Consider the following 14449-nt stretch of genomic DNA (forward strand, 5'->3'; position numbering starts at 1 on the left):
TTTATGTGTATAATTTTATGCAAATATACAACTTATTGTCTATTTGAGAAACATTTTTGCGTTAAAATGATTTATATATCATATTTTATTTGTCATATGGATGTTTATGGCCCTGTGATGGAAGATATTTGATAAATATTTAATGACCAATGCTTCATGTCTTTTTTGAAAAAATCAGTCCACTGAATGGGAGGTGAGTAAGAGTTTGCTCTGCATTATGTCCTTTTATTTAATCGATGTGGGTATGGCAGGCTGTTTTTGCGGCTAATAGTTCCGGCTTGGAATTTTTTCTTTTGTCGTTTTATTTCAGCAATTACCGCTTAATTTTTATATAATTTCAGTCGATGACAAGATTGAATGATTTGTAACAGCTATGGCAGTCATGAAGTTAAATAAAATTTGGAACGGCAAATCCTTTTCTCCGAAAATTGCAGAAATGTTATCAGCAGAGTGGATAAATTAAGCGGAAATTCTTGTTCGTTGTTTAATTTATTGTAATTTTGTCTCCGTAAAAGAAAAGAAGAATGAGTTTACGTTTCATACATCATCGCCATCATCATTACAACGGACAATAGTTCGGTGGGCTTGGGTGGTGCGTAAGAAATGTACTCATAGAAATAATAAGGCTTGCCGTTCTGCGGTGAGCCTTTTTTTGTGAATATACAATGAATCATAATAATTTGACAAATGTTACGAATTGCAGTACAATCAAAAGGACGTCTCTATGATGAGACCATGGCGCTTCTGGAAGAGGCGGGCATTATTTTGAATAAAAGTAAGCGGGTATTATTGTTGGCGGCGGCGGATTTTCCGGTAGAAGTCCTTTTCCTGAGGGATGACGATATACCGCAGTCGGTAGCCAATGGCGTAGCGGACGTGGGGATTGTCGGTGAGAATGAATATATAGAGAAAGGGCAGGAAGCAAAATTGATCAAACGGTTGGGTTTCAGCAAGTGCCGTCTTTCCCTGGCCATACCGAAAGACTCGTCGTATGAGGGCTTGTCCTGGTTTGAGGGAAAAACAATCGCTACTTCCTATCCGAATATCCTGAAGAATTATTTGAAGGTCAATCAGGTGAACGCCTCCTTACATGTGATTTCCGGTTCGGTGGAAATCGCACCGGGGATTGGGCTGGCAGATGCTATTTTCGACATTGTCAGTTCCGGCAGCACTTTGGTAAGCAACCAATTAAAAGAGGTGGCCATTGTGATGAAGAGCGAGGCGTTGTTAATCGCCAACCAGGGGCTTTCGGATGAGAAAAAGGCCATATTGGATGAACTTTTGTTCCGTTTTGCTGCAATTGAGACGGCAGTTGGAAAGAAATATGTACTTTTGAATGCGCCGGAAAATAAGTTGGATGAGATTACGGAATTATTGCCGGGAATGAAAAGTCCGACCGTAACGCCCTTGGCGACGAAAGGATGGGTTTCCATCCAATCCGTGATTGATGAGAAGCATTTCTGGGAAATCATAGGAAAGCTGAAATCGATAGGCGCCGAAGGTATTCTGGCAATTCCGATAGAGAAAATGATTTTATAAAATAAGGTTTATGACGATAATAAAATATCCTTTGAAGAGTGAATGGCCGTATTTATTGAAGCGTTCTATCAATGATATAACAGCGATGGCGGATACGGTTCGGAAAGTGTTAAGAGAAGTACAGACGGAAGGGGATGCAGCTGTGAAACGTTATGAAAGGCTGTTTGATAAAGTTGAATTGGATAGTTTTCAGGTATCGGAGGAAGAGATTGAAGAGGCCGGGTCTTTGCTATCCAATGAACTGAAGGAAGCGATTCATACGGCGAAAGACAATATAGAGAAATTCCATGAAGCGCAACTTTTTGTCGGGAAGAAAATCGAAACGACTCCCGGTGTCGTCTGCTGGCAGAAAGCCGTAGCGATAGAGAAGGTCGGCTTGTATGTGCCCGGAGGGACGGCGCCTTTATTTTCTACCGTACTGATGCTGGCGGTGCCTGCCCGGATTGCCGGTTGCGGGGAGATTATTCTCTGTACTCCTCCTAATCCGAAGGGAAAAGTGCCGGCACCTATTTTATATGCTGCGCGGCTTGCGGGAGTAAGTAAGATCTTTAAGATTGGAGGCAGCCAGGCGATTGCAGCGATGGCACATGGAACCGAAACCGTGCCGAAAGTTTATAAGATCTTTGGGCCGGGAAATTTTTATGTAACGGGGGCCAAACTCCTTGCCAGTTTGAAAGATGTTGCTATCGATATGCCGGCCGGCCCTTCGGAAGTGGCTGTCATTGCCGATGAAACGGCGAATCCCGACTTTATTGCGGCCGACTTCCTTTCGCAGGCGGAACATGGAGTCGATAGCCAGTCTATACTGCTGACCACGTCTGAAGCGTTGGCCGAGAAAGTCACCGGGACGATAGAAAAGCAATTGCTCGCGCTTTCACGCCGGGAGATCGCACAAAAATCGCTGGAGAACAGTCGTATTATTGTTCTCGCCAATATGGATGAGATTATCGAATTCGTGAACAGTTACGCTCCGGAGCATCTGATCATACAAACGGCCGACTATAACGAGCTGGCCGAGCGGGTAGTCAATGCGGGCAGTGTCTTTCTCGGGCCTTATACGCCCGAAAGCGCCGGTGATTATGCCTCCGGAACCAATCATACGTTGCCGACGCATGGCTTTGCCAAAGCGTACAGCGGAGTCAATCTTGACAGCTTTGTCAAGAAAATCACTTTCCAGGAAATTACGCCGGACGGCCTTCGCCAGTTAGGCAAAACGATTATGGTGATGGCGGAACATGAACAGTTGGGAGCTCATAAAAGGGCGGTCAGTATTAGATTGGAAGAAGAATGAAAGATTTAGAACAATGGGTACGGCCGGTGATCTGGGATTTGAAACCTTATTCTTCGGCGAGAGATGAGTTTCATGGCAGCGCCTCCGTCTTTCTGGATGCCAACGAGAATCCCTATAATGCTCCATACAACCGGTATCCGGATCCGATGCAATGGAAACTGAAGAAACGGATCAGCGAAATAAAGAAAATCGCTCCGGAGCAGATCTTTCTTGGAAATGGGAGCGACGAGGCGATTGACTTGGTATACCGCGCCTTCTGCGAGCCGGGAATCGATTCGGTGGTCGCTATCGATCCGACCTATGGAATGTACAAGGTGGCTGCCGACATTAATAATATAGCCTACCGGAAGGTGCCGTTGAGCGAAACATTCGAACTGGATGCCGACCGTTTGCTGGAAGCGGTCGATGCGACGACGAAAGTCGTCTTCCTTTGCTCGCCCAATAATCCGACGGGAAATAGCCTGAGCCGGAAAACAATTATTCGGGTTTTGGAGGGATTTGAAGGACTTGTCGTTTTGGATGAAGCCTATATCGATTTTTCATCCGGAAGTTCCTTCCTGGGCAGTTTGAAAGAGTATCCGAATTTAATTGTGCTGCAAACGCTTTCGAAAGCATGGGGGGCCGCCGGCATCCGTTTGGGAATGGCTTTTGCTTCGCCTGAAATTATCCATTTGTTCAATAAGATCAAATATCCGTATAATGTCAACCAATTGACGCAGGAGTTCGCCTATGATTTGTTGAGGCGGGAAGACCGGATGAAAGAACAACTGATCTGTATCCTGAAGGAACGTACCCGCTTGCAAAAGGAATTGCCGGACTGCCTTCCGTTCATGAGCCGGATCTATGCGACGGACGCGAACTTTATCCTGGTTTATGTCGGCGATGCGAACGGGATCTATACCCATCTGGTTGAAAAGGGAGTGATTGTGCGCAATCGCAATACGGTAACGCTTTGCAACGGTTGCCTTCGAATCACCGTCGGTACCAAGGAAGAAAATGACGCTTTGCTGGATGCATTAAAACAATATCAGCCATGAAAAGAGCTTTATTCATTGACCGCGATGGGACAATCGTACAGGAACCGCCGGTCGATTATCAATTGGATAGTTTGGAAAAGCTGGCGTTTTATCCGAAGGTTTTCCGCAATCTTTATTTTATCCGTGAGAATCTCGATTTCGAGTTTGTCATGGTTACGAACCAGGACGGATTGGGAACAGCTTCTTTCCCGGAAGATAGCTTCTGGCCGGCCCATCGGAAAATCATGCAGACCTTCGAAGGGGAAGGGGTTATTTTCGACGATACGTTGATCGACCCTTCTTTCCCGGCGGAAAATTCGCCGAACCGGAAACCCCGGACAGGCATGTTCGGCAAGTACCTCTCCGGTAGCTATGACCTAGCCAACAGCTATGTCATTGGCGACCGGCTTACGGATGTCGAGCTGGCGAAGAACCTCGGTGCCAAAGCGATCTGGCTGCGTAACCCGGAAGGAGCCGACGAGGAATTGGCAGCCTACCCGGTGAAACTGGCGCCGATACTGGTTACGGATGATTGGGATCGGGTGACAGATTTCCTTTATGCCGGCGAACGCCGCGCTAAAGTACAGCGGACGACGCGGGAGACGGATATCCTGGTAGAACTGAATCTCGACGGAAACGGCAAGACGGATATTCATACCGGCTTGGGCTTTTTCGACCATATGCTCGACCAGATCGGGAAACATTCCGGCATGGATCTCACCATCCGGGTGGATGGTGATCTTGAAGTCGATGAACATCATACGATTGAAGATACGGCGATTGCCTTGGGAGATGCCCTCCGGGAAGCATTGGGATCGAAACGGGGGATCGAACGATACGGCTTCACTTTGCCGATGGACGATTGCCTGTGCAGTGTGGCGCTCGATTTCGGCGGCCGTCCGTGGTTGGTCTGGGACGCTTCTTTCAAGCGTGAAAAGATTGGCGACATGCCGACCGAGATGTTTCTTCATTTCTTTAAGAGCCTGAGCGATGCCGCCCGTATGAATTTGAATATTAAAGCGGAGGGCGAAAACGAGCATCATAAGATCGAGGGGATATTCAAAGCATTGGCGCGTTCCATCAAGATGGCGATCCGCCGCGACATTTACAAATACGAATTACCAAGTACGAAAGGAGTGATTTAAATGAAAAAACAGGGACTGTTCATACTTCTTTTGCTGTTGGCTATTTCATGCAGCAAAGATACGGAAAACAAACTGGAGGGCAAATGGCAACTCCGGCAAGTGGAAACGGAAGGGACGGTCGTGTCCGTGGATACGGTCTGGTACAATTTTCAGAATACGCTTTTCTCCTATCAGCTCTATAATCCTTCTACCGGCTCCTATCGGCAACAGTACGGTTTCAATACGGTTACCGGCGGCGAATTACTGCTTGAACTGGGGGATAATCCGCTTCCGAATGATCAGTTTCTCCCTTTGACCGATTGGGACAGAGCCGAACGTTCCTTTTCTATTACCAAGCTCAAAGGATCCGAACTGATCCTGACGGATGCTTCGGGGAAAATCTATACTTTCCGGAGATTTTAGACGAGAAGAAAAAAGCAGGTGTAACATTTATCACAGAAAGGAGAACCGGCAAGGCTTTATCTTTGCCACATCAATTTAAAAGAGATTATTTCTATGGAACAGATACATGGGCATGAAGTCCTCCACATGATGGAAGGGCACAGTTATACGGAAAATTCTTTAAAAGAGGCGATCAAGGAACGTTTTGGCGAAGAGCGATTGTTTTACACCTGTTCGGCAGACCATTTAACCATCGATGAGCTTGTGGTTTTCCTGAAAGAGCGAAAGAAATTCATTCCGGCAGAGAGTGGATTTACGGTTGATTCATCCAAGATTTGCAATCACTGAGAGCTGTCCTTTTTCCCGTCTTGTGACTTTTTTATGCTGAATAAAAATGAGTATACTCGAATGTTCTTTTGAGTATACTCAATATAGAAAATGAGTATACTCAATTGATCCATCCAGTGCACTCAATTTTGTTCACTCTAAATTTCGCATATATTAGGGTGACTTCTCGAAAATTTATCAACCGGCTTTTAGGATTGATCCCAATTTCTTATATCTTACCATGGCTTCTACATAGTAGTAATCGGCATAAGTAAGAGGGACATCGACCTCTTGTTTGCCCGGAAGGGAACCGACACTATGCTTCAGTATGAAGTTGCCGTTGGTACCCGGCTCAGCCAGGTATTCGGGCGAGGAAAGCGTTCTTATTTGCGTTTCGGCTGTCCGGAGGCATTGTTCGGACAATTTCTTATCAGATGTCAGGGTGCTCAGTTCGATAAAGGCGGAGGCCATGACCGCCCCGGCCGATGCGTCCCTTAATTCGTCCGGGATGTTGGGAGCGTCAAAATCCCAATAGGGTATTTTATCCTCCGGCAACCGGGGATGATTCAGGATAAAGCGCGCGATATGCTCCGCATGATCCAGGTATTTCTTATCACCGGTCTCACGATACATCATTGTATATCCATAGATCGCCCAGGCTTGTCCGCGCGCCCAGGAAGAGGAGTCGGAATAGCCCTGTACAGTTTGTTTAAGCCTTGCGTTTCCCGTGATGGTGTCGTAATCCACCAGATGGAAACAACTATAGTCCGGGCGGAAATGTTCTTTCATCGTCTTGTCGGCATGATTCCGGGCGATTTCTTCAAACCGCTTGTCTCCCGAATTTTTGGCGGCCCACATCAGCATTTCCAGGTTCATCATATTGTCAATGATCACCGGATATTGCCAGGTTTCCTTGTTCCAGTCCCAGGAACGGATGAGGCCGATGGGATCTTTATAGCGAGTTGAGAGCGATTTCGATGCCTGTAAAATAACTTCTTTGTAACTTTCCGTTTCGAGCAGGCGAAATCCGTTGCCGAAACTGCAATAAACCATAAATCCTACGTCATGATTGTCGGTCGTGAATTTTTCCCGTTCCACTCTATCTGTATAGTCGACAGCATACTTTTTAAGTTCCTCCGTCGGTTGGTTTTCATACAAATACCATAATACCCCGGGAAAGAATCCGCTGCACCACCAACGAGAATCGGAGGTGACCAGTTTTCCATTTTCAAAGGAGCGGGGCAGGAGAAGTGTATCATTCTCCAGCGATTTAGCCATATCCAGAGATAAAACGGTGGCTCGTTCAAGACTTTTGTCGATGATTCCCAGCAAATCCTGCTTTTCCGTTTTTCGGCATGACACAAGCAATAAAATGGAAAGCAACGGGAGAAAAATGAGATGCTTTGTTTTCATATAATCGATTTTAATGATTGATTTTCAAAATAGAATAACTTGTTTTCCCCTTTAATTCCGGAAATTTGAATATTAATTTAATTCGGTTGGCCCCATGTACCCAACTTTCCTTGAGCCAATCATCAGTCACCGGATAAAATTCCTTGACTGCAGTCAATACCTTCTTATCGTAAACCACCCGGTATCTCTTCCCATTGAAAGATTGGAGGAACAGGTTCCCCTGTTGATCCAGTTCGACCGTTCCATATACCATGAGGGAAAGGAAAGTCGTGTCTTTCACTTCTTTCAACCGGAAATCTTCGGTTACCGTAAATCCCTTTTTGTCGTCCAGACGAATCGACCGTTTCCATGATTGGACGGCTGCCTCTTCCGGATAGGCGCCGGCGATGTCGAGGATGAAAGCCGAATGGGATTTGCCGGATTCGGCTTTTACTTCCCGGGCGGCAAACTCTTTTCCGTCTTTTTGTTGGATGCCATTGATTGTGGGAAGGTTATGAAAGTCGGACCGCATGGTCCACAATTGGTAGCGGTTCTTCCCGAAAGTCTCTTTCGTATACTGTTCGACTCCCAGGTCAATCAGCAACGGCTCTTCGTCCGCATAAAGGGTAAAGGTGCCTACATCGTTATGATTATGGCTTTCTGCATTGTGCCCGCCTTTGGCTGCAAAATAGAAGCCTTCGGTGGAATGTGCCTTTTGCCTTGCCGTGAAGACCTGGAGGTTGCTCAGCCATGCGCTTTTAACCAACGGAGGGTCATTCTCACCATTTAGCAGGTCTTCCATTTGATTGAGCAGCAATAACTGACGCCCAAAGCCATATAAGAATGGGCGGTCGTTGTATTTTATGAAGTTCTCATTTGGCAGAACCGTTTCGTTATAATGCTGTTTCTCGGCAATAAAGCGGGCTAACCGGACTAAATTATCATCTTTGATATATTTGCCATACCGGTAAACGGCACTGGCATTGGGTACGATAATCGGGCGTGCATCCGCAAAATTCACAAAATAATAATCAGCGATATGCATTTTCCAATAATAAGCCCCCATGGCTTTTATTTTGGCATCTGAAGAATAATCGATTTTTCCGCCGGAAGCCATTCTCAGCAAATCCAATGACTCAAAGAGAGAGGCTGCTGCCCGGTTCCAATAGGAAGGACCTTCATCGCATCCTCCGTCCGCCGCATAGCTTCCATAGAAAATATCGAGTGATGAAAGAATCTGCCGGATCGCTTCGATTTGTCTTTCCCGGTCCTTCTCGACTAATAAAACGGAAGCCAGCCAATTGGACGAAATCCAGGTCGTCCAGTTATTTTTTCCGGTCTTCCACCAATAATTATTATCCAACGCCGGATCGAGTATCCTTTTTTTAATCTCTCCGGCCAACCGCTTGCTAATGATCGGAGACTCCTTATCCAATCGCTCTTCCATTAAATAGTAGACCCAGGACAGCATTTGAGCTGTTTCGGAATCGAAAAGATCGATGAACGGAGTTTCGCTGACATCGGGGAGAATCGTCTTGGAATGCGCCGGAACGCCCCACCAGGATTCTTCACAGATTTTCCATATCCCATTGATAATTTCATCTATGAACCGTCCCTTGTCTTCGATTAGCTCTGCAATGACGGCAAATTCCAATCGGGAACGTTGATCGAAAAGTTTGAATTCCTGTTTCATCCGGTTTCCCGACCTTCGGTATTCCATGAATTCGGAAGGAGCCGTTACTTCCCAAGGTTTTCCAAGATTCTTCTCCGCTTCTGAAATGTAAGCATTCTTGATCCCTGCCGGTAATTGTTTCCATTGTTTATCTCCCGCTTTGGGCAGAGGATGGAAGCTCCCTGCCGGTACGATTGCTTCTTCTAATATTTGGGGGGGAAGTTTTGAAGAAAAAAAGCCAGGCTGGGCGTATAAAGCTATACATGATACCCAAAAAATAAGAATAAGATAATTTTTTTTTGCCATAAGATAATTGTTCTATTTTTCTATGAGTAAAACGGGATGCCCGGCAAGATCATAATCGGCCAGGCGAAAATGCTTATTGGGAGAGGGAGTTGTCATAAAAGATCCATTTCCTAATAAGTCGCTAATCACAGGATAAACTTGACTTTCGACTTTAGGCTTATAAAATAAAACACAGTGATTGTCTTTGATACTATAACCTATTTGAAAGGAATGGGATTTTTCAGAACCAATGATCTTACTGTCGAGCAAAGTTATTGCATTTCCATTAAATTTCAGTTTTAATTCTACTGCATAATCATCAAAAAGGTCAATTCTTAAAAGACTATGGGAGGGGGAAGCTATTAAAGCTCCGAGGGCGTGCCATTCCGGATCAAAGGCTGTTTGGTTTGTAAAAACCAATGCATCGCTGGATTTTTTCCTTAGTTTTTGTAATAGCGAAGCATCGTAAGGACTTAATAAATGAGGGTTTTTTATTGTGTTGTTTATGAATGTGAAATATTCCCTGGAGTCATATCCCACAATAAGAGGATTGATGTCAAAAACTTTATATCCTTTCTTCGATATATTTAATATGGAATTCGATATTTTTGCCTGGAAAGAAGTGGTGGCTTCGTTATCCCTGGATATAAAAGAGCTTCCGAAATCTTTTAAATAAGAGAAATAAATATTTTTGTCTATGACAAGTGTCGGTGTATCGCTGGATGTAATAACTATAGCCTTGTCAATCGTATCAAAATAGATCTCATTTAAGATAAAAAAGCCGCTGTTTTCTATCCGGATTCCCTCAGTGAGTTGAAAATTGCTGGAACCAAGGTTTATTCCCCCGGTTGTGACCTGGGATAAGATATGGATATTATTCAGTATATGTCCCCCGGACTTTGTAACGATACCGTATTTTGTTCCATATATAAAAGTGTTGGATATTTTGATGTCTGCACAAGAATGGTCGATATATATTCCGTATACATCCTGGTTAGAGGATATACCTTGTATTGTTATATTATCAATTTTAGTATCGGCACTACCCGTACCGGCAAAGTCATCGGTCACATTAATTCTGATATGAGTTTTATGACCTTTGAATAAGCTGATGGACCTTAATGAAACTAATTGTTTCAGTCCGTTCACAATGATTCCATTATCCACATTGCTACAGTCAAACATACCTCCTTCTATGTAGGAAAAACGCCTATAGCTTTTATCAGGCGTTGACATTTCGTAATAACCTACTTTTAATAATGCCTCCAAGTGGAGATCACTTTTGATTAATGCATTTTTGTCAAAAATCAGGTTGACATTCTTTGAGTAATCATACGGTAATACAATAGCCTCGGATAAGTTATAAGTTCCGGCAGGGAAATAGAGCGTTTTTCCATGAGCGTTCTTCACTAAATCATTTAACTCTGTACCGATAGCCGTGCCATCATTTTTTATTCCGAGCTTGGTGACGGAAATAATCTCATTTGCTGTCTCATCGCTCTGGGCATATAGAAATGACAGAGACGCAAGATGCAGAAAAAAGAGGTAGCAATATATTCTTCTGGGCATAAAATCTCGTTTCTTTATTTTTTATCGGATAATTTTACTATGAAATGACAAGGTTCGTTGGACGGAAGTTCCGCTTCGAAGCCGACAATAAGGGTTCCCGGATTAGGTTCGTCGAAGTCGGTAGCCGGTTCGGTGCTCCATGTTTTTAAAGTAAAAGAAACCGGAGCTTCCACTGTCAGATACATTATTTTTCCGTTTTTTGATAATTTGATTGTCTTTGAATCCTCTATTTCCACATCGGCCGGAGTAACCATGCTCCAACGGAGGTTTGTATTCTCTTTCTTTGCCTGAACCCGGTCTTCTATCTGCAAAAAATCATTATTGACCAGTAAGATTGTTCGTTGGGCCATGGAGAGATCCTCACTAAAAACAGGAGCCAGGTCGATCGTGGCGCCTCTTTTTTCATCCGTATCGAATGTTTCCGTGACTGTAGCCATGCCGCTTACCTGATGCCTTTTCCCATTGATGGTTAATGTATTGTGCGCTTTGTTGCTCAACCGGAATACATCCCATCGCTGGGAGTTCTGTCCCATATTCCATAAATCAACGCCTTTTGCTTCCAGGGGAGCATAGGATTGCATGCCTAAATCCATCGCCCATCGTATTCCATCGGAATCATAGACAAACGAACCGGCGTCCATGTGGGCATGGGAAGATTCCGCTTTTCCACCTTTCATTCCTATATATTTATCTTTCGCCATTCCCCAGGATGTACGTATCAAGACTACGGGAGTGACACCTTGTCCGATCCAGATTTTCTTTTCGGGCGCAGAGATATTTTCAAAAGTTGCTAGATTGGCAAACACCATAGTCATTGGCAGGAGGCGGTCTTCTCCAAAAGATTTAATATAAGCGCCTCCATTGGCTATTAGCTGTATCTCCTTGTAAAGCAGGGAAGAATTATTGCTCTTTTGGGCAAACCAAAACATCGACGGTCTGGGACCTTCTTGGTTATAGGAATCTGAATAATTATAGCATAAACCGTTTATCCCGGACATGAAAAGCATATATTCCGCTGTTTTCATGAATCCCGGTGTCTTATGCAGATCCTTATCGGAGCCGAGAGCCGTTTCCAGTCCGGAGAATAGCATTACTTGAAAATCAGTTCCGTAACTCCAATACATATAACCTTCCGTATAGTTTCCATCCGGACCGTAATCTTCCAAAGGAAGTTTGATGGTTTGCAAACATCGTTCGATTATTTCGACAGACTCTTTTTTTGCTCCTTCATAAATAGCTAATGCTGCATAAGTTAAACCGGCATTACATACTTGGTTCCAGTTTGCCCGGTTGGTTAAGAACCAATTATATGAACCGACATAGGACGGTTCGAACGCTTTTGATTTCAACGCTTTTCTCATTTTGTCCCGGGTTTCGGGCTTTAATTTATCATACAACCAGTCATAGCCGATTGCTACTCCCAATGCCATTTCTCCTACATCCAGAAAATGGGAAGGATTCCAGTCTGAGAAATCACAAACGGCAAGGATTTCCCGTTCCGCCCGGGTCAGATATTTGGGTTCTCCGGTCATCCGATAGCCATAGGAAAGATAAAAGATACGCTTCAGAGCCGTTCTGGATACGGATAGAAGGCGTTTGCCCTCCATGACTCTTGTCACCGGAGCCGCATTCAGCATCTCGTTGCAATTCTTGAGGATAGCTTCATGTACGGCAGCCAGGTCGTTGTTTTTTGTCAGGTTCACCTTTAAGCGTTCTTCTTCCTGCCGGTTCATCAATAACCGGGGATGTGCTGCAATGGCGGAATAATCATAACTGCCGGAAGGAGGAGGTGCCCCGTCGTCATCCGGCGACAAAGTTGTTTCTTCTTCCTCTCCTCCAGGCAGATCTTTATCTGATTTGCCGCAGGCTGTCATAAGATAAGGAATAAATAAAAACAATAAAAATAGTTTATACTTCATATGTCTATCGGTTTTTAATCATATAGAACCAAATGGCGTCATGCGACATTGGCCATTTTTTTAATGTCGCATGACAACCTTGGAATATAGTTAATATTGCCATCCGGGCGTTTGCTTGATATTAGCGTTCATCTGCGTTTCCTTGGTTGGAGCCGGCCATGTCAGGATATAATCGCCTGCCCATCTGTATTCGGCATTGATACTTCCCCACCATGATTTACGTCCGGCGGAACTACCTCCATTATATTTGGATTCCTTAAGCGTACCCCATCTCAGTTCATCGAAATAGTTTATCCCTTCGAGAGCCAATTCCGCCCGGCGTTCATACCGGACCCGTTTTCTCATGTCTTCTTTTCCGGTTACGGAGTTCGCACCGGAGCCCCCTGCTGTCAAAGCAGGCATATTTACCCCATTCCTGGTACGGATTTTATTGAACTCAAGAATCGCTTTGTCCAATTGGTTGTTTTCATTATAAGCCTCGGCCAATAATAAAACCACATCCGTAAATCGGATTAAGGGAAGGTCGACTGAGCAAAGATCACGGTTTACATATCGCCCTTTTCTGGTTTCGTTATATTTCCGATACATATAAAATGCCGTATTTCTTTTATCATTCCACATATCCCAATAAGGAGCCACATTATCAAGTAAAGGCCACCGGAGTGTTAATTCATGCTCATTACCCCCATTCCAGTAAGGGTTGTAACAAATAGCGGTGGAATATGGCGTAAATACACTTTTCTGCAAACGAGGATCCCTATTCTCGAATGCTGCCTTGATTCGAGCTTCGTTCCCATTTTGCAAATAGTAAGTAGACATAATAGAACTACCCAAACGTTGTACTGCATTATTGTAGGCTGAAGCTATTTTACTATCAGATGAGGAAGCGCTCAATCCGTCCCTTAAGAAAAAGACCTCCCGTTGTGCAACCGTAAGTTGATCCCATCCTGGAAGCCAGTCATTCCAGTTAAAGTCGGAACCGTCCGCATTCAGGAAGGAGTTGACATATTCGGGGTTCGGTTGAGCTTCCGTCCAACCATCGTAATGGGAACGTCCTCCGATATACTTCTGGATATCGGAAGAAAAACCGCTGATTGCATCATATTGCAGAGGGAATATCATCTCTTTGTGTTTCTCATTTTCATATTTGAAAAATTCGGACCATTCCCCGGTCCATAAGCCATAACCGCAGGATTCAACTTTACTTAAATCCGCGATGGCGCTGGCATAATCTTTCTTCCACATATAAACCATTCCCCGTAAGGCATAAGCAGCTCCTTTGGAAGCTCTTCCATAGATGGAATTATCCAGTGTGTTATTGGGAAAATGAGAATTGTTGATGCAATCCGTCAAATCGTCAATACATAATTGATAGACTTCATCGACCGATGATTGGCCTTTGGTCATTTGTTCTTGTGGAGTAGGCTCCGTATAGATAGGAACTCCCTTAAATAAGGCATTCAGCCGGTAATAGAAATAGGCTCTCAGAAATTTGGCTTCGCAGATCAACCGGTTTTCTTTTTCTTCCGATAAGCCGGCTTTATGCAGATTGAAGATGGCATCATTCGCACGATGGATTCCTTCATAATGTTGTTTCCAGGTATCGGAGAAAAGGGCATGGCTCGGCGTAATATTCCCGTTCAGGTAGACCAAAACTTCATTATCTGCATTTCCATGGCTTCCGTATGAATTAACGAATCCGAGGCCATCGAAAATTTTATAACTATCTGTAATTGTTCTTTGCTTAAGTGCATTATATATTCCGGATATACCTTGGTCGGCTTTCGATTCGGAATTCCACATGTTTCCTGACGAAATAGAATCATAAGGAGCCGTGTCTAAAAAATCATTTGAGCAAGAGGATAGTATGATTGCAATGATAAATGCTTGAAATATTTTTTTCATGACAATAG

11 protein-coding genes are annotated in these 14449 nt (G+C 44.2%); 6 read left to right on the forward strand and 5 right to left on the reverse strand.

Going from position 1 to position 14449, the window contains the following annotated elements; all coding sequences use genetic code 11:
* The first annotated feature begins 687 nt into the window (after positions 1-687).
* The 6 genes from hisG to BQ8014_RS07105 all read left to right on the forward strand — a co-directional run bounded on the left by hisG (position 688) and on the right by BQ8014_RS07105 (position 5720).
* Positions 688-1539, forward strand: coding sequence for an ATP phosphoribosyltransferase (gene hisG, locus BQ8014_RS07080; RefSeq protein WP_080903760.1), 852 nt, complete (start codon positions 688-690; stop codon positions 1537-1539).
* A 10-nt stretch (positions 1540-1549) separates the two neighbouring features.
* Entirely contained in the window at positions 1550-2830 is a 1281-nt protein-coding gene (gene hisD, locus BQ8014_RS07085; RefSeq protein ID WP_080903761.1) for a histidinol dehydrogenase, read from the forward strand.
* On the forward strand, positions 2827-3867 hold the full coding sequence (hisC, locus tag BQ8014_RS07090) for a histidinol-phosphate transaminase (RefSeq protein ID WP_080903762.1): 1041 nt from the start codon (positions 2827-2829) through the stop codon (positions 3865-3867). The genes hisD and hisC overlap by 4 nt, the downstream gene beginning before the upstream one ends.
* Positions 3864-4991 (forward strand): bifunctional histidinol-phosphatase/imidazoleglycerol-phosphate dehydratase HisB, encoded by a 1128-nt coding sequence (hisB, locus tag BQ8014_RS07095; protein ID WP_080903763.1) that lies wholly within the window; start codon positions 3864-3866, stop codon positions 4989-4991. The genes hisC and hisB overlap by 4 nt, the downstream gene beginning before the upstream one ends.
* Positions 4992-5393, forward strand: a complete 402-nt coding sequence (locus BQ8014_RS07100) for a lipocalin-like domain-containing protein (RefSeq protein WP_080903764.1) — start codon at positions 4992-4994, stop codon at positions 5391-5393.
* 93 nt (positions 5394-5486) lie between these two features.
* Positions 5487-5720 (forward strand): YecH family metal-binding protein, encoded by a 234-nt coding sequence (locus BQ8014_RS07105; RefSeq protein WP_080903765.1) that lies wholly within the window; start codon positions 5487-5489, stop codon positions 5718-5720.
* A 177-nt stretch (positions 5721-5897) separates the two neighbouring features.
* Here the strand turns inward: BQ8014_RS07105 and BQ8014_RS07110 are convergent, their stop codons facing one another.
* The 5 genes from BQ8014_RS07110 to BQ8014_RS07130 form a co-directional block, all read right to left on the reverse strand.
* On the reverse strand, positions 5898-7112 hold the full coding sequence (locus BQ8014_RS07110) for a glycoside hydrolase family 88 protein (RefSeq protein WP_080903766.1): 1215 nt from the start codon (positions 7110-7112) through the stop codon (positions 5898-5900).
* 10 nt (positions 7113-7122) lie between these two features.
* Positions 7123-9069: a heparinase II/III domain-containing protein gene (locus BQ8014_RS07115; RefSeq protein WP_080903767.1), complete on the reverse strand. Its 1947-nt coding sequence runs from the start codon at positions 9067-9069 to the stop codon at positions 7123-7125.
* Between the two features lie 12 nt (positions 9070-9081).
* Positions 9082-10617, reverse strand: a complete 1536-nt coding sequence (locus BQ8014_RS07120) for a right-handed parallel beta-helix repeat-containing protein (RefSeq protein WP_080903768.1) — start codon at positions 10615-10617, stop codon at positions 9082-9084.
* 14 nt (positions 10618-10631) lie between these two features.
* Positions 10632-12536, reverse strand: coding sequence for a heparinase II/III domain-containing protein (locus tag BQ8014_RS07125; RefSeq protein ID WP_080903769.1), 1905 nt, complete (start codon positions 12534-12536; stop codon positions 10632-10634).
* Positions 12537-12626: 90 nt separating this feature from the next.
* The gene (locus BQ8014_RS07130; protein ID WP_080903770.1) at positions 12627-14441 is read right to left on the reverse strand and encodes a RagB/SusD family nutrient uptake outer membrane protein; all 1815 of its coding nucleotides are present in this window, start codon (positions 14439-14441) and stop codon (positions 12627-12629) included.
* Positions 14442-14449: the final 8 nt, after the last annotated feature.

Origin of the sequence: Parabacteroides sp. Marseille-P3160, assembly GCF_900162725.1 — a bacterium.
Lineage (GTDB): Bacteria > Bacteroidota > Bacteroidia > Bacteroidales > Tannerellaceae > Marseille-P3160.

Coding starts and splice junctions, on each gene's coding strand:
- hisG (WP_080903760.1), top strand. CDS start 688: ATGTTACGAATTGCAGTACAATCAAAAGGACGTCTCTATGATGAGACC.
- hisD (WP_080903761.1), top strand. CDS start 1,550: ATGACGATAATAAAATATCCTTTGAAGAGTGAATGGCCGTATTTATTG.
- hisC (WP_080903762.1), top strand. CDS start 2,827: ATGAAAGATTTAGAACAATGGGTACGGCCGGTGATCTGGGATTTGAAA.
- hisB (WP_080903763.1), top strand. CDS start 3,864: ATGAAAAGAGCTTTATTCATTGACCGCGATGGGACAATCGTACAGGAA.
- BQ8014_RS07100 (WP_080903764.1), top strand. CDS start 4,992: ATGAAAAAACAGGGACTGTTCATACTTCTTTTGCTGTTGGCTATTTCA.
- BQ8014_RS07105 (WP_080903765.1), top strand. CDS start 5,487: ATGGAACAGATACATGGGCATGAAGTCCTCCACATGATGGAAGGGCAC.
- BQ8014_RS07110 (WP_080903766.1), bottom strand. CDS start 7,112: ATGAAAACAAAGCATCTCATTTTTCTCCCGTTGCTTTCCATTTTATTG.
- BQ8014_RS07115 (WP_080903767.1), bottom strand. CDS start 9,069: ATGGCAAAAAAAAATTATCTTATTCTTATTTTTTGGGTATCATGTATA.
- BQ8014_RS07120 (WP_080903768.1), bottom strand. CDS start 10,617: ATGCCCAGAAGAATATATTGCTACCTCTTTTTTCTGCATCTTGCGTCT.
- BQ8014_RS07125 (WP_080903769.1), bottom strand. CDS start 12,536: ATGAAGTATAAACTATTTTTATTGTTTTTATTTATTCCTTATCTTATG.
- BQ8014_RS07130 (WP_080903770.1), bottom strand. CDS start 14,441: ATGAAAAAAATATTTCAAGCATTTATCATTGCAATCATACTATCCTCT.